The sequence below is a fragment of the Morganella sp. TYF_1 genome (genome assembly GCF_043105645.1).
GTDB classification, from domain to species: Bacteria; Pseudomonadota; Gammaproteobacteria; order Enterobacterales; family Enterobacteriaceae; genus Morganella; species Morganella morganii_B.
The window spans coordinates 443,669-466,994 of record NZ_JBICLU010000015.1 but is presented as its reverse complement, the minus strand read 5'-3'; the positions used below and the strand labels follow the sequence as shown (position 1 = coordinate 466,994).

21 protein-coding genes and 1 other RNA gene are annotated in these 23,326 nt (G+C 49.0%); 8 read left to right on the top strand and 14 right to left on the bottom strand.

The features are described 5' to 3' along the window. Positions 1-196: 196 nt before the first annotated feature. From rseC to ACF8OF_RS07505, 5 genes are all read right to left on the bottom strand, one after another. The gene (gene rseC / locus ACF8OF_RS07525) at positions 197-664 is read right to left on the bottom strand and encodes a SoxR-reducing system protein RseC (protein WP_279796235.1); all 468 of its coding nucleotides are present in this window, start codon (positions 662-664) and stop codon (positions 197-199) included. 1 nt (position 665) lies between these two features. Further along, positions 666-1,619, bottom strand: coding sequence for a sigma-E factor regulatory protein RseB (gene rseB, locus ACF8OF_RS07520; protein WP_392496193.1), 954 nt, complete (start codon positions 1,617-1,619; stop codon positions 666-668). A 2-nt stretch (positions 1,620-1,621) separates the two neighbouring features. Then, positions 1,622-2,257: an anti-sigma-E factor RseA gene (rseA, locus tag ACF8OF_RS07515; RefSeq protein ID WP_262861648.1), complete on the bottom strand. Its 636-nt coding sequence runs from the start codon at positions 2,255-2,257 to the stop codon at positions 1,622-1,624. A gap of 31 nt (positions 2,258-2,288) precedes the next feature. After that, positions 2,289-2,867 carry an RNA polymerase sigma factor RpoE gene (gene rpoE, locus ACF8OF_RS07510; protein ID WP_262861649.1) on the bottom strand — a complete coding sequence of 193 codons (579 nt, stop codon included), beginning with the start codon at positions 2,865-2,867 and terminating at the stop codon, positions 2,289-2,291. Between the two features lie 348 nt (positions 2,868-3,215). Continuing rightward, positions 3,216-3,959, bottom strand: a complete 744-nt coding sequence (locus ACF8OF_RS07505) for a tRNA1(Val) (adenine(37)-N6)-methyltransferase (protein ID WP_279796244.1) — start codon at positions 3,957-3,959, stop codon at positions 3,216-3,218. Positions 3,960-4,109: 150 nt separating this feature from the next. Here ACF8OF_RS07505 and srmB point away from each other — a divergent pair, with 150 nt between their 5' ends. After that, positions 4,110-5,456 (top strand): ATP-dependent RNA helicase SrmB, encoded by a 1,347-nt coding sequence (srmB, locus tag ACF8OF_RS07500; RefSeq protein WP_262861237.1) that lies wholly within the window; start codon positions 4,110-4,112, stop codon positions 5,454-5,456. A 58-nt stretch (positions 5,457-5,514) separates the two neighbouring features. Here the strand turns inward: srmB and ACF8OF_RS07495 are convergent, their stop codons facing one another. Both ACF8OF_RS07495 and grcA read right to left on the bottom strand, forming a co-directional pair. After that, positions 5,515-6,336 carry a hypothetical protein gene (locus tag ACF8OF_RS07495; RefSeq protein ID WP_349466082.1) on the bottom strand — a complete coding sequence of 274 codons (822 nt, stop codon included), beginning with the start codon at positions 6,334-6,336 and terminating at the stop codon, positions 5,515-5,517. Between the two features lie 159 nt (positions 6,337-6,495). Then, positions 6,496-6,879, bottom strand: a complete 384-nt coding sequence (gene grcA, locus ACF8OF_RS07490) for an autonomous glycyl radical cofactor GrcA (protein ID WP_004237002.1) — start codon at positions 6,877-6,879, stop codon at positions 6,496-6,498. A gap of 345 nt (positions 6,880-7,224) precedes the next feature. Here grcA and ung point away from each other — a divergent pair, with 345 nt between their 5' ends. Then, on the top strand, positions 7,225-7,923 hold the full coding sequence (gene ung / locus ACF8OF_RS07485) for a uracil-DNA glycosylase (RefSeq protein WP_279796252.1): 699 nt from the start codon (positions 7,225-7,227) through the stop codon (positions 7,921-7,923). Positions 7,924-7,978: 55 nt separating this feature from the next. Here ung and grpE read toward each other — a convergent pair whose 3' ends face one another. Continuing rightward, positions 7,979-8,557, bottom strand: coding sequence for a nucleotide exchange factor GrpE (gene grpE / locus ACF8OF_RS07480; RefSeq protein ID WP_349466080.1), 579 nt, complete (start codon positions 8,555-8,557; stop codon positions 7,979-7,981). Between the two features lie 100 nt (positions 8,558-8,657). Between grpE and nadK the strand changes: the two genes are divergently transcribed. The 4 genes from nadK to ACF8OF_RS07460 all read left to right on the top strand — a co-directional run bounded on the left by nadK (position 8,658) and on the right by ACF8OF_RS07460 (position 13,515). Further along, the gene (gene nadK / locus ACF8OF_RS07475; RefSeq protein WP_025152040.1) at positions 8,658-9,557 is read left to right on the top strand and encodes an NAD(+) kinase; all 900 of its coding nucleotides are present in this window, start codon (positions 8,658-8,660) and stop codon (positions 9,555-9,557) included. A gap of 88 nt (positions 9,558-9,645) precedes the next feature. Next, positions 9,646-11,307, top strand: a complete 1,662-nt coding sequence (recN, locus tag ACF8OF_RS07470; RefSeq protein ID WP_392496192.1) for a DNA repair protein RecN — start codon at positions 9,646-9,648, stop codon at positions 11,305-11,307. Positions 11,308-11,429: 122 nt separating this feature from the next. After that, a complete protein-coding gene (gene bamE / locus ACF8OF_RS07465; RefSeq protein WP_025152038.1) occupies positions 11,430-11,816 on the top strand; it encodes an outer membrane protein assembly factor BamE in 387 nt (128 codons plus the stop codon). Between the two features lie 427 nt (positions 11,817-12,243). After that, positions 12,244-13,515 carry an MFS transporter gene (locus tag ACF8OF_RS07460; RefSeq protein WP_262861241.1) on the top strand — a complete coding sequence of 424 codons (1,272 nt, stop codon included), beginning with the start codon at positions 12,244-12,246 and terminating at the stop codon, positions 13,513-13,515. 85 nt (positions 13,516-13,600) lie between these two features. Here ACF8OF_RS07460 and ACF8OF_RS07455 read toward each other — a convergent pair whose 3' ends face one another. From ACF8OF_RS07455 to ACF8OF_RS07445, 3 genes are read right to left on the bottom strand one after another with little or no spacing between them, the layout of a single operon-like run. Further along, the gene (locus tag ACF8OF_RS07455) at positions 13,601-15,196 is read right to left on the bottom strand and encodes a UxaA family hydrolase (protein WP_392496190.1); all 1,596 of its coding nucleotides are present in this window, start codon (positions 15,194-15,196) and stop codon (positions 13,601-13,603) included. 48 nt (positions 15,197-15,244) lie between these two features. Beyond that, positions 15,245-16,531, bottom strand: coding sequence for an MFS transporter (locus ACF8OF_RS07450; protein WP_392496189.1), 1,287 nt, complete (start codon positions 16,529-16,531; stop codon positions 15,245-15,247). A 49-nt stretch (positions 16,532-16,580) separates the two neighbouring features. Further along, positions 16,581-17,474 (bottom strand): dihydrodipicolinate synthase family protein, encoded by an 894-nt coding sequence (locus ACF8OF_RS07445; protein WP_279796270.1) that lies wholly within the window; start codon positions 17,472-17,474, stop codon positions 16,581-16,583. A 331-nt stretch (positions 17,475-17,805) separates the two neighbouring features. Between ACF8OF_RS07445 and ACF8OF_RS07440 the strand changes: the two genes are divergently transcribed. Beyond that, a complete protein-coding gene (locus tag ACF8OF_RS07440; RefSeq protein WP_349466078.1) occupies positions 17,806-18,579 on the top strand; it encodes an IclR family transcriptional regulator in 774 nt (257 codons plus the stop codon). 360 nt (positions 18,580-18,939) lie between these two features. Beyond that, the gene (locus ACF8OF_RS07435) at positions 18,940-20,586 is read left to right on the top strand and encodes a methyl-accepting chemotaxis protein (RefSeq protein WP_392496187.1); all 1,647 of its coding nucleotides are present in this window, start codon (positions 18,940-18,942) and stop codon (positions 20,584-20,586) included. A gap of 372 nt (positions 20,587-20,958) precedes the next feature. On the opposite strand, the gene ACF8OF_RS07430 is transcribed toward ACF8OF_RS07435, so the two are convergent. From ACF8OF_RS07430 to smpB, 3 genes are all read right to left on the bottom strand, one after another. Beyond that, complete coding sequence (locus ACF8OF_RS07430) at positions 20,959-21,699, bottom strand: protein NO VEIN domain-containing protein (RefSeq protein WP_392496185.1); 741 nt, start codon at positions 21,697-21,699, stop codon at positions 20,959-20,961. A gap of 444 nt (positions 21,700-22,143) precedes the next feature. After that, positions 22,144-22,507, bottom strand: a transfer-messenger RNA (tmRNA) gene (gene ssrA / locus ACF8OF_RS07425). Between the two features lie 48 nt (positions 22,508-22,555). Next, complete coding sequence (gene smpB / locus ACF8OF_RS07420) at positions 22,556-23,038, bottom strand: SsrA-binding protein SmpB (RefSeq protein WP_025153347.1); 483 nt, start codon at positions 23,036-23,038, stop codon at positions 22,556-22,558. Between the last annotated feature and the right edge of the window lie 288 nt (positions 23,039-23,326).

The following is a 23,326-nucleotide window of genomic DNA, read 5'->3' as shown; positions in this document are numbered from 1 at the left end:
AGATTGTCGTCAATAAAAACAACCCGCAGTGATAAATAACAGCCTGTCATTCAGGCTGTTATTTTTTATTCATACTGCAGGCGGGTGACTTTCCTGCATGGTGTCCTGCGGGTAAAACCACAAGACATGCCCGCGGTAAAAAAAATGCCGGTCAAATCATGACCGGCATTTTTTACAGAAAAGAAAACAGAATCAATCAGGACTCACACATATCAATACTGAGTTCTGACGGTGGCAGGCCGATTTGCAGTATAACCGGCTCATAATCCTCAGAGCCGCTCCAGTGACGGGCTATTTTACGCGCCAGCAAAAACCCGGCTGCGCCACCCAGAATACCGCCGGCAAGAACCAAAGACTGGCTTTCTGCCAGTGCCTGTACCAGTCCCGCTCCGGCAAACAAACCCAGCAGCGGCGTGAGATACACCAGCATTGCCGAACGTAATAAGCTTCCTTCCGGGATCCCGACTTCCACTTTCTGACCGGTCACCAGCGGCTCACTGACCGGAATTTCAAGCTGATGCTCTGCTTCCGGCCCCAGTTTATTCAGCAGATAAGAGCCGCATGCCGCCCGGGCTTTGCAACTGCCACATCCGGCAGATGACCCGTAACGCAGGACCGCGCGCCCGTCCTGCCAGCGCACCACGGTTGCCCACTCTTTGACCATATTAACCTCCGCTGAATGTCACACCGTCAGCTATCTGCCGGGCTGTCGCCGGAGGCAGTTCGCCGAAGACGGTGATCTCATTATCACCTTTACGTATGGTATACAGCGTACGTGAACCCTGGCGCATTGTCTGTTGATTTTCTGCTGTCTTCACGGCTTTGGCGACATTCACAGAAAAAGAAAACAGACCATCGCTGAACATGACCGTCTCCACCCATTCCTGTTCCCCCACCTGACGGCGGTTACGGGTCATTTCTTTAAACCCGTTAGGAAAACGCATCACATCCCAGTCAAATTTGACCTTTTCCGGCTGCGGAATCGCCAGTACCGGCGGCATGGTAACAGACTGCACCGCTTTCAGTGCCTCTGTCACACTACTGTTATTCACGGAAGCAGAAACCACGCGGAACTGCTCAAGTGAAACATTATTCTGATCCAGCAGATCCACCTGTAACGGCAGACCGGTTTCTTCATCTGCGACAACAATATAATTGTAACGTGAATTATCTTTTGAGGTGATGCGCACCACCCGACCCGGATGATCACCGATGTGGATCCGCCCGACATCAATAAAATTGTAATAGGCTTTCAGCGCATTGAAGTCTGCGAAAATAATCGACGGCAGATAATCAACAATGTGATTACCGCTCAGGCTGAATGAATCCAGCCCCGGTTCATAGTAGCTGATCTCCTGACCACGCTGGACAATTTCCCGGCGGGAGCTGTCCATCTGCATAATCTGCGCGACAGGCTGACCATCCATAACCGCATAGCGGTAACGGACCGGTGTGATACCTTTCGGGGAGATGGTGATAAAAGAGAGTTCATAACTGAGTGTGCGGGAAGCGTTACCCATATTCTGCAGCAGCGCCTCAGCACTTTGTTGTGCTGAGGCCGGTGCTGCGAGTAACAGGCTGCCCGTCAGAAAAGCAACGGATAACCAGATTCGTTTCATTACTACTGCTGTGGTTGTGAAGACGCGCGACCCTGTTCCGGGGTGGCTGTCTGTTTAACTTCAGGCTGACCATCCGTGTGTACACGGCGATCCAGTTCATACTGCTGGAAAATCGCATTCAGACGCGCACCGCGCTCCTGATCAAAACGGGTCTGCGGAGCAAGGCCCGCGCCGTTTTTCAGATCCAGGCTGACCGGTGAGGCACTGCCCATAAACGGAACAGTATTGAATGCGGATGCATCACCGTTGACCACGCTCTCTGTGCCGTCAGTATTATAGTGCTGAACACCGATAATCACGGCCAGTGATACACAGGCTGCCATACCGATTTGTGTTAACTGACTGGCCCACGGGCGCAGTTTTGCCACAAATCCGTAATCACGCCATGTTTTCGGTTCAGGCTGAGACTCAGGGATCGCCTGAGGTGCGATATAAACCGGCTCCTGCGCCAGTGCTTCAGCTACCCGTGACGCAATATCAAAATGCATAACATCCGGCAGATCGCCGCGCAGGGTATCACGGATAAGGTGATAACCGGCCCATTCTGCCTGCAGATCTGCATCCTGTGTCAGTGCGGTAACCACTTCACTGTCAAGAGTTTCTCCGTCCATCAGTGCGGAAAGTGTCTCTTTTTGCATGCCTACGTTCCCTTCAGTGTGATTTAAGTGCTCACTGATTTTGTATCAGTGGCTGAACTTTATTATCGATGGCTTCGCGTGCGCGGAAGATACGGGAACGAACCGTACCGACCGGACAATCCATAATCTCAGCTATTTCTTCATAGCTCAGACCATCGAGCTCACGCAATGTAATCGCCGTTTTCAGATCCTCGGGTAAGGAATCGATCGTGCGGAAAACCACCGCTCTTAATTCTTCAGACAACATTAAGTTCTCTGGGTTCGAAATTTCTTTTAACGCCCCTGAGGATTCAAAATTCTCAGCATCACCGGCATCCACATCACTGGACGGCGGACGGCGCCCCTGAGCAACCAGGTAATTCTTTGCTGTGTTGACTGCGATACGGTACAGCCAGGTATAAAATGCACTGTCACCGCGAAATGACCCGACTGCGCGGTACGCCTTAATAAAGGACTCCTGCGCCACATCCGGAACATCACTTTGCGGAACATAACGGGATACCAGACTTGCCACCTTGTGCTGATAACGTACCACCAGCATATTAAAGGCTTTCTGATCCCCTTTCTGTACCCGCTCAACCAGCATTTGATCCGTTAACTGCTCGCTCATTCGCAGTGTTATCTCCCGAAGCTCAGCTTCACCATTCTCTTTCCTGTTTCGCTTCACTTCATCATGAGCAAGCGATACTTTGAGTCAGCTAAAATAGCGAAGTTCATTTTTCTTTTAAAAAAATTACAAAAAAGGATCCTTTTTGTGATCCTTGCTGCATATTTTTCGGATAAGTCCGGTGTATTTACCCGCACACTCTCTTTCCGGTAATTAACGTTACAGATTACCACGTTTTTGCCGGTAATCCCTCTGATAATCGCAGAAAATTGCCTCAGGGCAGTACAAATATCCTGTTTAATGTGTTTTTCTCTGAAAAAAGCACCGTTACTGTTATCACAACAGCGTAATTCAGTATTTCAGATAAAACCCGGTAATAAATGATTTAAAATCAGCGCTGTAACTGCCTTCTTCCGTTTTAATACTTACCGTCCGGTGCAGCGCACTGACCGGACGGCGTGATAAGGCGATCAATGTCCGGTGAAAAGGAGTGTCCGGTTTATCTGATACCGCAATCTGCGTGTGCAGAAACCAGTTCTGCTCACCGGCGGCGGTGATAAAATCTTGTCCGGTGGTGTACGGCAGCACCACACAGAATAAACCGTCCGGCGTAATAAGTTGTGCCGCATGCCGTAAAAGCTGCGGGTGCTCCAGTGATGTGGTGTAACGGGCGGTTTCCCGCGCACTGTCACGGCAGGCAACAGCCGGAGCGAAATACGGCGGATTACTGACGATAAGATCGTAACGGGATTCCGGGCAGGCCGCGGTAAACTCACCAATATCCTGATGAAACACCCGCAACCGGTCTCGCCACGGTGACGCCAGAAAATTTTCCGCAGCCTGGGCCGCTGCGCCGGCATCAATATCCACCGCGTCAATCTGCGTATCCGGCAATGACCGCTGCGCCAGCATCAGTGCCACCAGCCCGCTGCCGGTGCCGATATCCAGAATATGGCGGGCATTTTCGCACGGTGCCCAGCCGCCGAGCAGCACCCCGTCGGTACCGACTTTCATGGCACAGCGGTCATGGGCCACAAAAAATTGTTTGCAGGCAAAACCACGGCGGCGGGCGGGTTGTTTTTCGTTTGTCATCATCACTGAGCTGTTTGTCTGTTAAAATAAAGAAATCTCGGCGACAGGATACGGACTTCTGCCCGCAGAAGAAAGTCCCGCACGCTGACAACTATTTTTGATGAAGATCCTGTCCAAGCCGTTTATAATCAGCGGTCCAAACAGAGGTATATAATGACTGCAACTACTTTTTCTGAACTTGAACTGAACGATGAACTGATCCGCGCACTGGATGCCAAGGGCTATGAGCGCCCGACGGCCATCCAGGAAGCGACTATTCCGGCTGCGCTGGATAATCGTGATATTCTGGGTTCAGCCCCGACCGGCACCGGCAAAACTGCCGCCTATCTGCTGCCGGCCATTCAGCACCTGTCTGACTTCCCGCGTAAAAAATCCGGGCCGCCGCGCGTGCTTATTCTGACCCCGACCCGCGAACTGGCTATGCAGGTGGCGGATCAGGCCAGAGAATTCTGTCAGTTCACCCATCACGATGTCGCCACGATCACCGGCGGCGTGGCTTATATGAACCACGCCGAAGTGTTCAGTGAGAACCAGGATATTGTTGTCGCGACCACCGGTCGTCTGCTGCAGTATATAAAAGAAGAAAACTTTGACTGCCGCGCGGTTGAGATCCTGATCCTTGATGAAGCTGACCGCATGCTGGACATGGGCTTTGCCAACGACATCGAAACTATCGCCGGTGAAACCCGCTGGCGCACACAGACCATGCTGTTCTCTGCCACCCTCGAAGGTCAGGCTATCCGCGATTTCGCCAAACGGATCCTGAACGAACCGGTTGAGATCGAAGCCGATCCGTCACGCCGTGAGCGTAAAAAAATCCAGCAGTTCTATCTGCGTGCCGATGACCTCGATCACAAGAAAGCCCTGCTTGCACATTTGCTGAAACAGCCGGACGTCACCAAAACAGTGGTATTTGTCCGTAAACGTGAGCGCGTGCGTGAACTGGCTGACTGGCTGCGCACACAGGATATCGTTTCCTGTTATCTTGAAGGTGAGATGGTTCAGGCGAAACGCAACGAAGCCATCAGCCGTATGACTGACGGGCGCGCTACGGTGCTGATCGCCACCGATGTGGCCTCCCGCGGGATCGATATCGACGATATCAGCCACGTGTTTAACTTTGACCTGCCGCGCACCGCAGATGTCTATCTGCACCGTATCGGACGTACCGCCCGTGCCGGACGCAAAGGTGTGGCCATTTCGCTGGTGGAATCTCACGACCAGCCGCTGCTCGGCAAAATTATCCGCTATGTTGAAGAACCGGTTAAAATGCGGGTGATTGATGAATTACGGCCGAAAACCCGTGCGCCATCGGAGAAAGCGACGTACAAGCCGTCGAAAAAAGTGCTCGCCAAGCGCAAAGAGCAGAAAGCCGCTGAAACTGAGAAGAAGAAAAAAACCAAAATCCGTCACCGCGTCAGTAAAAATATCGGAAAACGACGCAAGCCAGGCGCAGATCATGCGGAGCAAACTCCTGCGGCCACTGAACCACAGGAATAAGCGGAATTCCTTCTCTCTGATAAAAGAAAACGGACTGTCACAGTCCGTTTTTTTATGCTTACTCCCGGGTTTCATCCATCTGTTCCATCGCGGTAACCACCTGCGACAGGGTATGCGCCTTCACACCGAGGACCAGTTTCTGCAAAACGGAATGCGCATGCTGCGGCGGATAATAATCCAGCGCTATCCGCTGCCCCAGCGCTTTCGGGATATCCAGTCCGTCCTGAATATGCGTAAGCCAGTCATGTTCCAGCACATAATGGCGGATAAGTTCGGCCCCGCGCGCGTGCGCCGTCACCAGAGACACCCCCTCTTCCGCCAGCGTATTTTCTGCCAGCCCTGCTGCATTAAATATCACCGCCGGCTGCTGAAGTACCACCGCACAGAATGAAGCCAGACCACCGCCGAGAGAATGCCCGACAAACAGCCACGGGCACACGGATTGCGACAACAGATGTGCTGCCAGTGACACAGCCTCCTGATACTGCCGGGCCGGCAGTCCGCGCCCCTGGCGGATATTGGTCATCATATCCGGCATATCATTACTGCCCGCAAATGCCAGAATACCTGTATCGCGATAATGATAAATCATGCTTTGCAGGCCGGACGGGCTGCTCAGCTGATCTTCTGTCAGTGAGAGCGAGGCCAGTGTCTGCGCATCAGAACGGCTGACCTCGCCGATATCACGGCTGCCGGGCTGATAACTGTCAGAACACAACCGGGCCAGGGTAATATCATCGGGAAAACCATCCTGCCGGATCCCGGCGGGTACCGGCAGCAATAAATTCGCTGCGGTCAGATGCTGCCGCTGTAAAAGTGCCTGGCAATGCGGCGTGGATGAGAAAGCCAGTAACTGCGAAAAATAGTGTTCGATCAACATAAGTACGCCTCCTTGGACACTGAAGGCTTCACTTAACGCTATTCACTACTCTGTAACAATATCATTTTTTATCAGTGAGTTACCGGCATCCCTATCCGTCAGACATAAAAAAACCACGCCGGAGCGTGGTTTTCGGAACACGAATTGTTGCCGGAACGATTACAGGCTGGCAGTAAAAGTACGGGCAATAACGTCGCGCTGCTGTTCAGGTGTCAGTGAGTTAAAACGCACTGCATAACCGGAAACACGGATAGTTAACTGCGGGTATTTTTCCGGATGGTTAACAGCATCTTCCAGAGTTTCACGACGCAGAACGTTCACGTTCAGGTGCTGACCACCCTCAACACGAACGGTAGGCTGAACCTGTAAATTCACTTCACGGTACTCGAAAGGACCTAATGCGGCACGGGAAACAACATCACCGTCTGCATATTGTTCTTTTGCACAGATGCAGCGTACTTCGTCTTTGCTGTCATCCAGCAGCCAGAAAGAGTTAACCAGTGCAGCGTTTTCGGATTTAGTAATTTGAATACCAGTAACCATGATGACCTCCGGGTGATTCGTTATCAATTTATTGATTGTCATTTAACTTGGAATATTGGTCTAACCAATGTCTCTGCATCTTATATACCAAGAATACAGGGGCGATTCTTTGATATATATCAATAAAAATCATATCAATTTTTAACCATCATGATAAAAGCCTGTTTTAAATCAAAATTTCATTTTGGCTATTTTCAGGTTTTTTTGCAAAAAATCAGCCGTTTTCGCACTGTCGTTGTGGATATCAGAACCGGACCCGCAAAAAAATCCCTTCTTATTTCCTAACAACGGATAAGTCAGGTAAGCTGAATGCAACTCTTGTAATAAATGAAGGATAACGACACGATGTCTGCATCACTGACCTGGCATGATGTCATCGGCCATGAGAAAACCCAGCCCTATTTCATTGAAACACTCCGTGTTGTCGCCCATGAGCGAGAAATTGGTAAGACCATTTACCCACCACAGAAAGATGTCTTCAACGCATTCCGTTATACGGCGCTGTCTGATGTGCGGGTGGTGATTCTGGGACAGGATCCGTACCACGGACCAAATCAGGCGCACGGCCTCTCTTTCTCTGTGCTGCCGGGTATTCAGCCGCCGCCGTCACTCGTGAATATGTATAAGGAACTGGAAGCGGATATCCCCGGATTTACCCGGCCAAATCACGGCTGCCTCGTCAGCTGGGCACAACAGGGGGTGCTGCTGCTTAATACCGTGCTGACCGTTGAACGCGGGCAGGCGCACTCTCACGCCAAACTGGGCTGGGAAACCTTTACTGATAATGTGATTGCGGCAGTCAATGCCCATTGCGACGGTGTGATTTTCCTGCTTTGGGGCGCACATGCCCAGCGGAAAGGCCAGTATATTGATCAGCAAAAGCATGTGATACTGAAAGCACCGCACCCGTCACCGCTGTCCGCACACCGGGGTTTCCTGGGCTGCGGTCACTTCTCAAAAACCAACGCCATACTGACAGAGCGTGGTCAGGCAGCCATCGACTGGCAGCCGGTGATCCCGGCAGAGCTTCAGCCCGGCGCATAGTACACAAACAAAAATGCCGCCTCTGCGGCGGCATTCCGTTGCGGATGAAAAATCCTTATTTAGAGACCATCACCATCGCCGGACGCAGCAGGCGACCGTTTAAGGTGTAGCCTTTCTGCATCACGTTCACCACATGGTTGGACTCGTGATCTGCAGCATCCACCATACTGATGGCCTGATGCACATCCGGATTGAACGGCACTTTGGTCTCTTCAACCACTTCGATACCGAATTTTTTCACCGCATCCAGGAAGGATTTCAGTGTCAGTTCCAGCCCTTCCAGCATACTTTTCTGTGCTTCATCTTCCGGATCCACCGCACTCAGTGCGCGCTCCAGGTTATCAATCACAGGTAATAATTCATTAGAAAAACGTTCTAATGCAAACTTATGGGCTTTTTCAACATCCTGTTCCATACGGCGGCGGTTGTTTTCAATCTCCGCTTTGGCGCGCAGCATGGCTTCGCGTTCCGTTTTACGGGACTCTTCCAGTTCATGCTCCAGCTCCGCAATACGGGCCTGTGCCGCTGCGGCAGCATCCGCCTGCGCCGTTTCCGGCTGCTCTGCTGCCGTGTTCAGGGTCTCCGCTGCATCTGCAACAGGTTCTTCGTGCGTTTTTTGTTCGTGACTACTCATAAAATCTCCGCGTATTTCGCAATAATCCTGATTCTTGTTTATTATGGGGATCAAACTCAGAGATTCAAGGGAATGGCGATTAAGTGAGGCTAAAACGCACATGCTGACGGACAATACCGCAAAAAACAAATCGTTCCGCTGTATCGGAATTGTCGGCCATCCGCGCCATCCTGAAGCGCTGGCAACCCACGAGCTGCTTTATCGCTGGCTGCTGAAAAAAGGTCTGCGTGTGATTGTGGAAAGTGATGTTGCCGCTGAAATGCGGCTGACTGATGCCGTCACCGGCACACTGCCGGATATCGGGCAACAGGCCGACCTGGTGATTGTGATCGGCGGGGACGGCAATATGCTCGGTGCCGCCCGGGTGCTCTCCCGCTATGGTGCGGATGTGATCGGTGTGAACCGGGGAAACCTCGGCTTTCTGACTGACCTCGCGCCGGACAATGCACTCCAGCAGCTCGACCGCGTACTGACCGGGGAATATCACGTCGAAAAACGGTTTCTGCTGGATGCCGGCGTACTCAGCCCAAACGGTAAACTACGCCGCAGCACCGCGCTCAACGAAGTGGTACTGCACCCGGGAAAAGTCGCACATATGATTGATTTTGAAGTCTATATTGATGAGCGCTTTGCATTCTCCCAGCGTTCCGACGGCCTGATCATCACCACCCCGACCGGCTCCACCGCCTATTCGCTTTCCGCGGGCGGGCCGATCCTGACACCGAATCTTGATGCTATCGCCCTGGTGCCGATGTTCCCGCACACCCTCTCCTCACGGCCGCTGGTGATCAGCAGTCACAGCACCATTACCCTGAAATTCCCGCAGACCAACATTGATTATGAAGTCAGCTGTGACAGCCAGATAGCGCTGCCGATACAAGAAGGGGACGTGGTCAGGATCAAACGCAGCAGCAAAACACTCGATCTCATACACCCGATTGACTATAACTATTTCAATACGTTAAGCACGAAACTCGGCTGGTCTAAAAAAATGTTCTGATTTTTTTCATTCCGCCTCTTTACCGGATACAAATCCTGATTATACTGTATGAAAAAACAGGTATGTGTATATCCACAGGAGAGGCGGCATGTTAACCCAGCTCACCATCAGTCAGTTTGCTATTGTCCGCGAGTTAGAAATAGACTTCCGCGCCGGTATGTCTGCCATCACAGGAGAAACCGGTGCCGGTAAATCCATTGCCATTGATGCACTTGGTTTGTGCCTCGGCAACCGCGCGGATGCCAATATGGTGCGCCCCGGCGCCAACCGTGCTGATATCTGCGCCCGCTTCTCCCTGAAAGATACCCCTGCCGCCCGTCTCTGGCTGGAAGAACATCAGCTGGATGATAATCAGGAATGCCTGCTGCGCCGCACCATCAACAGCGACGGACGTTCCCGTGGTTTTATCAACGGCACAGCCGTACCGCTGTCACAACTGCGCGAGCTCGGCACACTACTGATCCAAATCCACGGACAACATGCCCACCAGCATCTGCTGGAAAGCAGCCACCAGAAAATCCTGCTGGATACCTACGCTAACCAGGGCTTACTGCTCGGTGAAATGAAAAAAGCCTGGCAACAATGGCACAATGCCTGTCAGGCACTGGCGCACTATCAGCAGCAGGCACTGGAACGTGAAGCCCGTCAGCAGCTGGTTGATTATCACCTGAAAGAGCTCGGTGAATTTGAACCCCGTGAAGGGGAATTTCCGGATATTGATGCAGAATATAAACGCCTGGCGAATGCCGGTCAGTTTCTGAGCCTGAGTCAGGGCACCTTAAACATTCTCAGTGAACATGATGAAAACAACATCATCAGCATGCTCAATCATGCCCGTCATGAACTCAGTGAACTGATCTCCCTGGATGAAAGCCTGTCTCCGTTACTGAACATGCTGGAAGATGCTGCCATTCAGGTGGATGAAGTCAGCAATGAACTGCGTCACTACAGTAACCGGGTGGATCTCGATCCGAACCGGCTGTATGAACTCGAGCAACGTATCTCCCGTTACATCAGCCTGAGCCGTAAACACCACACTACACCGGAAGAGTTATATGTCCTGTATGCACAGTTGCAGGAAGAGCAGCAGATGCAGCAGGAAAGTGAACAACACAGCGAAGAGCTGAGCCGCGAAGCGGAACAGTATTATCAGCAGGCGCTGACAATAGCACAGCAGTTACATATGGTCAGAGAACACTACGCCGCTGAACTGAGTGAGCTTATCACACAGAGTATGCACCATTTATCGATGCCGCACGGCCGCTTTACCGCCGATGTGATTTTTACCCCGGAACAACTGAGTATGGATGGCGCAAGCAGAGTTGAATTTAATGTCACCACCAACCCGGGACAACCTCATCAGGCACTGGCGAAAGTGGCATCCGGCGGGGAGTTATCCCGTATTGCATTGGCAATTCAGGTGATCACCGCGAAGAAAATGGACACACCGGCACTGATTTTCGATGAAGTGGATGTGGGGATCAGCGGTCCGACAGCCGCTATCGTCGGGAAACTGCTGCGTGAGCTGGGCGAATCCACGCAGGTCATGTGTGTGACTCACCTGCCGCAGGTTGCGGGTTGCGGACATCAGCACTACTTTGTCAGCAAACACACCAACGGCACGGAAACCGAAACCGCCATGCAGTTGCTGGATAAAAAAGCGCGGGTACAGGAACTGGCCCGGTTACTTGCCGGTGCTGCCGTTACCAAAAATACCCTTGCCAGCGCAAAAGAATTGCTGGCAGCATGACAAACAAGCTGATTTCATCTAACTTTTATGCGATCCTGCGGTCATAGAAAAATGTAAAGGTTTTCAATTTGATTATTGTCGATTATCATCGTCACAAAGAATCCTAAAGGAATGAAATCACCATGCGTTGTAAATTGCTGATTGCCGCAACGACATCTTTGTTGCTGTTAACTGCCGGTTGTTCCACTCTGGAGCGTGTTGTTTACCGCCCGGATATCAACCAGGGTAACTACCTGACACCGGCAGACGTGGCGAAGATCCAGAAAGGAATGACCCAACAGCAAGTCGCTTATACACTCGGTACCCCGATGTTACGTGACCCGTTCGGAACACAGACCTGGTACTATGTCTTCCGTCGCGAACCGGGCCATGAGCCGGTGAAACAGGAAACACTGACACTGGTCTTTGACTCCGCCGGTACACTGAGCCAAATCACGAACACCGATTACAAACCGGATGGCGGTGACGAAACAGCAAGTGAAATCGCCAGTCAGACTGTCACTGACTGATTCTCTGTGGTCACGCTGAAACAACGTGTGGTTAGTAACAAAAACCCGCTGATACATTATGGATTAGCGGGTTTTGTTTATTTATCTGTTCCGGTTTGGTGCTACCAGCTTATTATTATATCTCGTGCCCGCAACACCCAACCCATTAGTTAAGTTTATAACGAATAATTATTCATAACCATGACTTATCACTCTCTGCTATTTTTGCTGTTCCGCCCTGGTAATAATCATGATACTCAAACATTACTTTGCTTATATTTCCGTAAATTAGCCGGAGACAGTTTACTTCCCGGGGTAGTCACATTAAAAAATAGATATAAATCATTAATATAATTAACTTTTCAGAAATATCTCACTGACCGATAGTATCGTGCTAGTATTCACGATTATTTCATTTTCACGCATGTTTATAAGTAAGGTTAATGGCATGTCTAATCGCTTAAAGCTACAGGACGGAAAAACGCTGACTCTTGCGTCTTTGGGTGGTGCGCTGGAATTTTACGACTTTATCGTATTCCTCACCTTCGCACCCTTTTTGCAGACACTCTTCTTCCCGAGTGACTCACCGCTGCTTTCGAGCATCATGACCTATCTGACCTACGCGGTCGCTTATTTTGTCCGCCCGCTCAGCGGCGTAATAATGGCACATTTCGGTGACCTGATTGGCCGCAAAAAAATGTTTATGCTTTCCCTGTTCCTGATGGCGATCCCGACTCTGCTGATCGGCCTGTTGCCGACCTATGAGCAGATTGGCTATGCCGCACCGGTACTGCTGCTGCTGATGCGTCTGTTGCAGGGTATCGCATTAGGCGGGGAAGTACCGAGTGCCCACGTCTTTGTCACCGAGCATGTCCCGCAGAACCGTATCGGTCTGGCGAACAGTATGATTGCCAGCGGCCTGACATTCGGTGTGGTTATCGGTCACTTCGCGGCTTACCTGATTTACACTAATTTCAGCAATGACCAGATCTTAAGTTTCGCATGGCGTTATCCGTTTATCTGCGGCGGGGTTTTAGGTCTGATTGCCGTGTATTTACGCCGCTATCTGCGTGAAACACCGGTATTCCTGGAAATGAAAAAGCGCAAAGAACTGATTGATATGCCAATCAAAGAGGTATTAAAGAGCTATAAACCGGCCACTATGATCTCTATTCTTGCCACCTGGCTGCTGACCACCGGTGTGGTTCTGGTTGTCCTGGCACCAAACCTGATGAAATCCGATATCTTTAAAATCGACCCGGAATTTGTCAGTAAAATTGCGATCCTCGCCACCGTCATGAATATGGCCGGCAGTATTATCGCGGGGATTGTGTCCGACAAACTCGGCATCCGTAAAACCGTTGTGATATACAGCATCCTGCTGGCTGCAACCAGCTACGCCTTCTTTAATTCCCTGGGCAGCGGTGACCACACCACTATCGGCTTCCTGTATTCCCTGGCCGCCCTGTTCTTAGGTCTGGTTGCCTGTGTGCCGATTATTATCATCAAACTGTTCCCGGCCAATATCCGCTTAAGCGGCATCGGGTTCTCTTATAACATCGGTAATGCCCTGTTCGCCGGGCTGACCACCTTCACCGTACCGGTCATTGCCGAACATGTTAACCCGATGTTTATCGCCTATTATATTCTGTTCCTCTGTGCTCTCGGCTTGTTTATCAGTTTCTGCCTCGGCAAAAAATCCATGAAGTTTTATGTCTGATAACCATATCTGATAACAACGCACAGCAATAAAAAAACGGGGAATAATCCCCGTTTTTTTATTTACCTGTATGGCAATACGCTTTTTATAAATCCAGTGACCGCTTCCACAACAGAAAATCAAACTGCTCCAGACGGTCCGCTTTCACCTTATATTCCCCGCCCGCCGTTTCAATCACCCGCTCAAACAGCCCTTTACTGATTTCCGGTAATGGCACACCGTCTATTACCGGCCCGCAGTCGTAATCGATCATGTCTGACAGGCGCTGCGCGATGGCACTGTTGGTGGAAATCTTGACTACCGGCACGATAGGGTTTCCCGTTGGCGTCCCCAATCCCGTGGAAAAAATAACGATATTGCACCCGGCAGCCACCAGACCGGTCACGGCATCCACATCGTTTCCCGGTGTACAGACCAGAGACAAACCGTGATCCGGCATCGGTTCCGCATAATCACACACCGCAGTGATTGGTGATTTTCCGCCTTTTTTTGCGGCACCGGTTGATTTAATTGCATCTGTAATTAATCCGTCTGCAATATTTCCGGGACTCGGGTTATCCGCGATAGTGGTGTTAAAGAAGTTCGCGGTTTTCTCATATTGCCCCATCAGATCGAGGAATTTCTTCTTATCCTCAACGCGGATGCAGCGCTTTACCATATCCCCTTCCGCACCACACAATTCCGGGAATTCCGCCAGACCGGAAGCGCCGCCGAGCGTCACCAGCCAGTCCGACACCAGCCCCATCGCCGGATTGCCGGAAATGCCCGAAAACCCGTCAGATGCCCCGCACTTCACACCGAGCTTAAGATAAGACAGCGGTACATCCGTGCGGCTCTGAGGCTTCACCGCTTTCATACACTCATAGGTTTGCTTCAGCGCGGTCTGCATCATCTCTTCTTCGCTGTTCCATTCCTGCTGCCGGAAATAAAGCGCCGGTTTATCAAACGCCGGATTACGTGCCGCCAGCGACTCTTTGAACATCCTGCGCTGTGCTTTTTCACATCCCAGACTAAACACGGTAATACCGATCACATTCGGGTGATCTGCATACGCCGCCAGTACATCACACATGGTTTTACTGTCAGAAGTGGCACCACCGCAGCCGCTGGTCACCGTAATACAGCGCACACCTTCAATATGCGGAAACAGTTTAGGTTTTGCAGTCTGCGCCTGTTCACCGGCGGTCAGATCGAGAGCGAAGCTTTTCAGGCTGTTATTGGTGTAACCCAGCGCCTCATTCAGCGCATCCGTCAGTTTGGTGACATTGCGGTTTTCACAGAACACCAGCGGGAAAATCAGCCAGTAATTTGCCGTACCTACCCGGCCATCATCACGGACATAACCTTTAAATGTCCGCTCCTTCCAGGGCGATACATCCGGGATCTGCCATTCATAATTTCCGCTCTCCTCCAGTGACACCGGGGCGGCATAATGGCGGATATTATCCACGGTAATCACTTCCCCGCAGGCAATCGGTTTTGTTGCTTTCCCGACAGCGGTTCCGTACATGGAAACAATACCGCCTTCCGGTACCGCTTCCAGAGCAAACTTGTGTTTGGCTTTCACATCTGTGACCAGGGTGATTGATTCATCACCCCACTGACAGACCTCACCGGCATATAAATCCTTCAGTGCCACGATTAAATTATCGGTTTCATCAATACGTAATATCTTTTGCATAACTCACCTTCCGGTTATTACCGCCAAAATAACGGCAATGAATCAGGGTTATTTTTGTGTGTTCTTTTTCAGTAAGGCAATCAGGAGCGCACAGCCGGCAGTGATCACCGCAAGTGTGATAATCCCTGCCGTATTACTGTTCATCAGTTTATCCATTTCCACACGGATAATCGGTGCGAGGAAAGAACAGAATGCCCCCATGGTGGTACAGAACCCGATACCGGCAGCCAGCGCCGGGCCGCTCAGTAACTGCGGCGGGAATGTCCAGAATACCGGCTGCACCGACAGGAAACCGACGGCGCTGAGACACAGTGCGGCGATCGCAAAGACCGGGCTGGCAAAGGCGGATAATGCCAGGCCAACTGCCGCCGCCAACATACACATCACAGAGATAGCCACACGGCGCGACGGATTTTTATCCGCCAGGCGCGGGATGTAATACACACCGAACGCCGAGCATGCCCACGGAATAGCCGCCACCAGAGACGCTTTAAACCCGAGACTTTGTCCCATCAGGGAAGCCACCTGCGACGGCAGGAAAAACATCAGCCCGTAGACCGAAATCTGGATGGTGCCGTAGATAAGTGCCAGATGCCAGACCCTGATATTTTTCAATGCGGACAACACCGACGTGGTTTCTGTTTTCGCATTCTCACTGGCCAGTTGCTCTGTCAGGGCTTTCTTCTCTTCCGCTGTCAGGAAGCGGGCTTTCTCCGGGCTGTCATCCAGCCAGAAAAAGGCGAAGATCCCGATAACAACCGCCGGTAAACCTTCAATCACAAACATCCAGAACCAGCCCGGACGTCCCATCCAGCCGTGCAATTCCAGCAATGCGCCGGATAACGGCGAACCGAGTGTAAGTGCCAGCGGTACGCCGAGAACGAAAATACCAATCACCGAGCCACGGACTTTATTCGGGAAATAGATAGAGGCCAGCAATAAAATCCCCGGATAAAAACCCGCCTCACCCAGTCCCAGCAGGAAACGCAGCACAATAAATTGCGTCTCGTTGGTCACGAACCCGGTCATTGCGGATAACACACCCCAGATAACCGTTGTCATACTCAGCCACTTTTGTGCGCCGATTTTATTGAGGATCAGGTTCGCCGGGATCCCGAACAGAGCATAAGCAGCGAAGAAAATCCCCGCCCCCAGTGCAAAGGCGGAATCGGACAGCCCGATATCCAGTTGCATAGCATCTTTTGCAAAGCCCACATTCACACGGTCAATAAATGCCACAAAGTACAAAATAAACATCAGGGGTACTAAACGCTTCCACGATTTTTTAATCGCGGAATTTAAAGCAGGATTGTCATAAGCTGTGATAGTCGCCATGATAATATTCCCTGTCGGTAAGATGTTCTGTCGTTATAATCAGGAAAAATCAGCGTGCTGTTTCAGCATCCGCCAGTATCTGCATCAGCTGTTCAGTCTGCTCCGCATTCAGGCGGCTGAATGGCGCTGTGCAGTAGTCTGACTGAATAATGCCCCGCATCTGTAAGGCTTTTTTAAAGGTCGGGATAAACGGTGAGTGCACGCCGTAAACTGCCATCAGCTGATCCACTTTGCGCTGATGTGCCGCTACAGCAGCCATATCACCCTGTGCAAATGCCGCCATCCAGGAAGCGAAAAACTCAGGCACAATATTGGATAACCCGCCGATACAGCCATTTCCCCCCGCCAGCACAACATGGGCGAAGTTATTGTCATAACCGGCATAAACCTCAAAATGCGGGATCTCTTTTTTTACCGTCTGAATAATCTGCGACGTATGTAATGTATCGGGGATCGTATCTTTCAGCCCGATAATATTCGGATAGCGATCCGCCAGACGCAGACAGACCTCCGGCGACACCGAGTAACCGGTACGTTCCGGGAAGTTATAGATAAAAATATTGGCTGATGTTTTTTCCGCAACCGCACTGTAAAACCGGTAAACACCCTCATCATCCAGCGGGAAATAGTACGGGCTGATAATCATGACCCCGTCCACGCCCTGCTCATGGGCATAGTTCGCCAGCGCGGCAGACTCATTCACATCCGGGCGGCTGGTCCCGGCATACACTTTCATTTCCCCTTTGTCATAACTGCCGCATAACCTGATCAGTGTTTTTGAGCTGTCCATATCCAGTGAAAAAAACTCGCCGGTACTGCCCATGACCACAAATCCGGAAACATGTCCCTTCAGCGAGTCATACACCTGCTGGTTTTGTTCCGTATCAATCCGGCCTTTATCATCAAAAATTGTTACCGCCGGTGTGATGTAACGGCTTTCCATACCTACATTGTTCATATATACAAACCTCGTTAATAAATAAAAACACAAGTAAGTAATCATGAAACTCTGAGTGAGTCAAATTTTGTACAACTGCTGAAAAAAACAGGCTAACAGACTGTTTTTATTGTCGTTGAAAACACCATTTGCGGAAAAAACCGATCCGGATTGCGGTTATTTATTATTTATCTGTGAGGAGAAGCACATTACGGGGACAATAAAGCGGATTGCCGTGACACCGGCGGGCAATGTCACAAACGGACACCCGGACATGATTTACTTAGCGGGGCTTTGTACCTAGAATAGCGTCATAAACTGTCAGGGAGGTGAATTGATGTCAACGGAGCATATGCCGACAATACGGGTGTTAGAAGTACTCAGTGTTCTGGCGGCAGAAAACACCGGGATTTCCCTCACGCAGCTGTCCGGGAAAACCGGGATATTAAAAGGCACGCTTTATCCGATTCTGAAAACCCTGGCAGAACGCCGTTATATTAATTATGACGAAAATACCCAGCTTTATTTTCTGGGTATCGCCTGTTCAATTCTTTCCCGCTCCTTCTTTGAAAAATCCTACTGGCTGAAAATGGTTCACCGCGAGATGAATAACATTGTCAATGAGTGCAACGAAGTGTGCCAGATGGGAATATTAGACGGTCCGGATGTGCTGTATATTGATAAAGTACAATCTGCACAGAAAGTTCAGTTAGTCTCCAATATCGGCACCCGCTTACCGGCGGTTTATTCGGCATTAGGTAAAGCGATGATATGCCATTACAGCGATGACGATATTCTCCGCCTATATCCTGACGGTTTTACCCCGCTGACAAAATACAGTATCACCACTATTGCTGAATTACGTCAGCAGCTGGAAGATGTCAAAATAAATCATTACGCCACGGACAACCGGGAAATAAACGAAGAAACCCGCTGCTATGCCGTTTCATTACGTCAGCGCAATAAAATTATCGCCGCCATCAGTGTCTCCGTCCCGGCATTTCGCAGCAATGATGAAAAAAACAACCAGATTATCAGTGTATTACTCAGCAGCCGTGAACGCATCGAGCAGGAATTGAATACATTGCAGGATGTGGAGTTTTATCAGTAAAGAAGAATAAACGTAAATTATCTTACAGACAAAAATAACATTCGATACCAACAAACTCATTGATGGTCATCGCTGTACCTTCCGACTGCTCCGGAAAAACATCCGGAGTTTAGTTATTCATTGATATTAAACAAAAAAACAGACCAACAGCAAGGTGTTTATCAAACAAACCTCCATATGACCGGGCTGTTTTTCTGCTGCCCGCACCGTTTTTCTACAGCCGGAAAAATAAAATAACAGTGAATAACAGCATAATCCATTTACTTATCAACAGATGGGAATGATATAAATGATATTCATTATATTATAAAATAACACATCCGGGTTTAAAATGAAACATTGATGCAAAGAGAGAAACAAATGTTCAGCCGTTTGAAAATCACAACAATTTTGATTACAACATTACTTATATTTTGTGCATTGCAGCTATTAACGAGTGGTTTATTTCTTAATACCATGCAAAATAACACAACATCCTTTAAACAATTACATAACCTGAGCTCACGTGACAATCTGCAATCCAGTGTCTGGTCAGAGTTATTAAATACCAGGGTATCACTCAATCGGGCACTCATTGATATCGTTACCAATGATAATAAATTAAACGAATCGTCAACGCAGTTATTAAATGATGCGATTAAAAATCTGAAACAAGCTGAACATTACTGGGCACTCTTCGATTCACTGCCAAGTCACTCAGGCACAAAAATACAAGAACTGGAAGATGCCTATAATCAATATCACACAACACTGACCCAACTTATACAATTGATACGCAATGGTGATTTCGCCGCTGCAATATCACAGAATACACAAGCCAGTCAGGATATTTATCAAAAACAGTACACTATTTATAACCAGTCGAATAACCATTTTATTGAAGGCGTGGTAAAAGAAGATAGCGAATCCGATGCGCGGTCAAAATGGATACTGGCCACCATGCTCTGTATCATTCTGCTTATTGTAATTGGTATCTGGGCAAGTATTAAGCGCACACTGATTACACCGCTGAATAACGTGCTTGACAATATCCGGCATATTGCCGGAGGAGACCTGACCAGAACCATTAATATGGCCGGTTGTGATGAAGTCAATAAGCTGGCTGATACTCTGCGCTATATGCAGGGTGAACTGGCAGGGACAGTCAGTAATGTCCGTGACGGCGTTAATGCGATTTACAACGGTGCCAGTGAAATTGCGGCCGGTAATAATGACCTCTCTTCACGGACCGAACAACAGGCTGCGTCTCTTGAAGAAACCGCCGCCAGTATGGAAGAACTGACCGCGACTGTTCGCCAGAATGCTGATAACGCCCGTCAGGCCAGTCATCTGGCATTAACCGCCTCTGAGACCGCAGAGCGCGGCGGAAAAGTGGTGGATGATGTTGTGGATACCATGCGCGGCATCGGCGATAGCTCGAAGAAAATTGCCGATATCATCAGTGTGATCGACGGTATCGCCTTCCAGACCAATATTCTGGCGCTGAATGCCGCCGTGGAAGCCGCCCGTGCCGGTGAACAGGGACGCGGGTTTGCGGTTGTTGCCGGTGAGGTGCGTAACCTGGCCCAGCGCAGTGCGCAGGCTGCCCGGGAAATCAAAACCCTGATCGAAGATTCAGTCGGCAGAGTCGATACCGGTGCGGTACTGGTTGAGCGCGCCGGTGAGACGATGAATGAAATTGTCAGCGCCGTCACCCGCGTCACCGATATTATGAGCGAGATAGCGTCCGCCTCGGATGAACAAAGCCGCGGGATTGACCAGATTGGTGTGGCGGTGACAGAAATGGACAAAGTCACCCAGCAGAATGCCGCGTTAGTAGAGCAGTCAGCAGCGGCAGCCGCATCACTGGAAGATCAGGCGAGCAAACTGACTCAGGCAGTGTCTGTATTTCATATACAGTCCGGAGAACTGAAGAACAGCATTAAAACCAGCACTGTAGTACCGTTACAGCGACCCGATATTAAAAAACCAACAGATAATTCCGATGATGACTGGGAAACCTTTTAATGTCTGCAAACTAAAATAAAAAAACGGAATTATTACTGCATTTTACCTGGTACTACTGAATGACTTCCGCCTCTGTTTGCCCATGTTTCATGGGCATTTTTTTAATGGTAATCTGTCCCGGTGATTTAACGGATTACTTTATAAACAAAAAAATAATCAATTTTTTGTTGAGATACTTACACAGGTAAAAGTGTAACTATATTATATTAATATAAGTAATCAGCACTATGACTACGTCAGCAACAACAATTGAAAATTGGTGAACTTCGGATCAAGATTTCTTTGAGTAATACTTTTCTTATTAGTTGCCGCAATTTTGCAAAGGAAAAATGAGTATAAGCCAGACTTTTACATTCTGTCTTAACAGCCTCATCATACCTGCTTTGTTGTACACTTCCAACATAGCGTATCAAAATTAAACATATTTTCCATTTCATCAGTGGTTAACACTGATAATTCCGGATTGATTAATGCATTTGTAACAATCGCTAAACGCCATAACGGGTCGACGGATTTATTTCGTTCATTTCTTGAAAGAAAAAAACACTGTTCCTCAGATGAAGTACCTTTAACTTCAATTTTTAATATTTCTTTTTTGTTTTCAATAAATAAATCATAACCATAATTATTTTTCTGATGATCGGTAACTGTGTAACCAAGCTCCTGATAATAAGTTGTAACAAGATTAATTGCTGCTAACTCTATTTTACGTCTGGTTTCCGAATCCGGAAACTCAGGAGATGAAATTTTAATATCAAATTGTTCACGTGGAGATAAAAACAAGATCCCATCAACCTTACTTGCCAGTCTATGTTTTCTATGCTTCTCAATCACATCAATATCTTGTACATATTTATCTGCTTTAAATTCACCTAAATACTTCCAGGAATTCACAGCTTGTTTAACATAAACAGGAACATACTGTTGTTGTCTGATGAATAACATTGCATTTGCTATGATCCGTGGCCCTTTACCAACTACTATTATTTCTGGTGCTTCAGGATTTAAACTTGTCTTAATAGCTAACCCTTTTACTATATTACCTTTTGTACGAATATAAGAATCACCACCAGCCAATTCTTGAGCAAGTTCATCTGTCGTTAATGTTTTCAAAATCCCTCCAATTCTAAAATAGTAAATATAATGCCCGTATTTAGCTAATTTGTAACGTAACTAAAAGCAGCTGAAAATGCACTTATTATTTGCTGTACTTTATATTTCAGCCAACACATTTTCACTTGACTCAGCCGGTATCAATTATAAGTGAGGTAAGTATATCACGCTTGTTAAGATGACAAAACTTAGTATACCGCTATACCTAATTACACTGTAAGCACACTCGTTTTAGTTCCGCTGCTTTTGAGATTTCGTTATTTTCTGCTATTAGACAATATTCTTCCAATATCATATTATTCAGAATAATCATGCCAACATCGTAGCTATCAGAACCAACACCGCAAGCTAAAGGATAAACTCACTTAGTAAAAAGCAATGGACGATAAGTGGACACTTGATAAGACAAAGGGGTTACGCTTTCGCGTAACCCCTTGTTTTATTTGGTGGAGCTGGCGGGAGTTGAACCCGCGTCCGAAATTTCTACACCTTCGGTACTACATGCTTAGTCTGGTCTTTACATTCGCTTGCCAGCTGCGGACAGACACGCCACTAACAAACTAGCCCGATTCGTTTTAATGCTTTCTCCCCGGGCAGGAAGTCCACACGATCTCTTTTGGGTTTGACCTCTCTTGATCCCCGTCCTAAGAGCGGAGGCTAGGGAGAGAGGGCTCTGAGCAGGTTATTAAGCTGCTAAAGCGTAGTTTTCGTCGTTTGCGACTATTTTTTTGCGGCTTTTATCGTGGCCAACCGCCCCACGGCATGCACCTTGGGTTTCGCAAATCCCGTCGAATCCAGAATCAGCCCCAAGTTGTGAAACACAGTATATCAGAAAATCAGTACGGAATACCAGTACTTAACGTCCTGCGTGCTTCATAATTCTTGCTTTGTCTAATTTCCACTCACGTTCGCGGATGTCATCCCGTTTGTCGTGTTCTTTCTTACCTTTGGCAATGCCGATTTTGACTTTGCACCAGGCGTTTTTCCAGTACAGCGACAGTGCGACCACCGTATGTCCGTCACGGTTGATTTTGCCGTACAGGCTGTCCAGTTCACGCTGGTTGAGCAGCAGTTTGCGTGTCCGGGTCGGGTCGCAGACAACGTGGGATGATGCCACGCTGAGCGGTGTGAAGTTGGCACCAAACAGGAAAGCTTCGCCGTCACGGAGGATGACGTAGCTGTCCCCCAGGTTGGCTTTACCTGCACGTAATGATTTGACTTCCCAGCCCTGCAGCGCCAGACCAGCTTCTATCTCTTCTTCGATAAAGTAGTCGTGGCGGGCGCGTTTATTCAGCGCGATAGTGGCAGAGCCTGGTTTGTGAGCTTTTTTCTTTGTCATAATGTTCACTATTATACGTTATGCACACCCGAAATAAATTGCTTATTTATCCGTCGCACGGTAAATGCTGATATTTTAAGCGCCGTTACGGGTTTTCTGTCCCTGTACGCTGTTTTTAACATGTCAGCGGGATTTGGCAAGTGCTTTTTGTGACAAACATCTTTGTTGTCATTAAGATACATTCTGTCATCAGTACGTGCCGCATTGTGCATTTATCTCCGCGCCGCAGCACAGTATAATACGATTTGACAGGCGGCGATAATTTCCGCCGTTTCGTGATTTTTGACC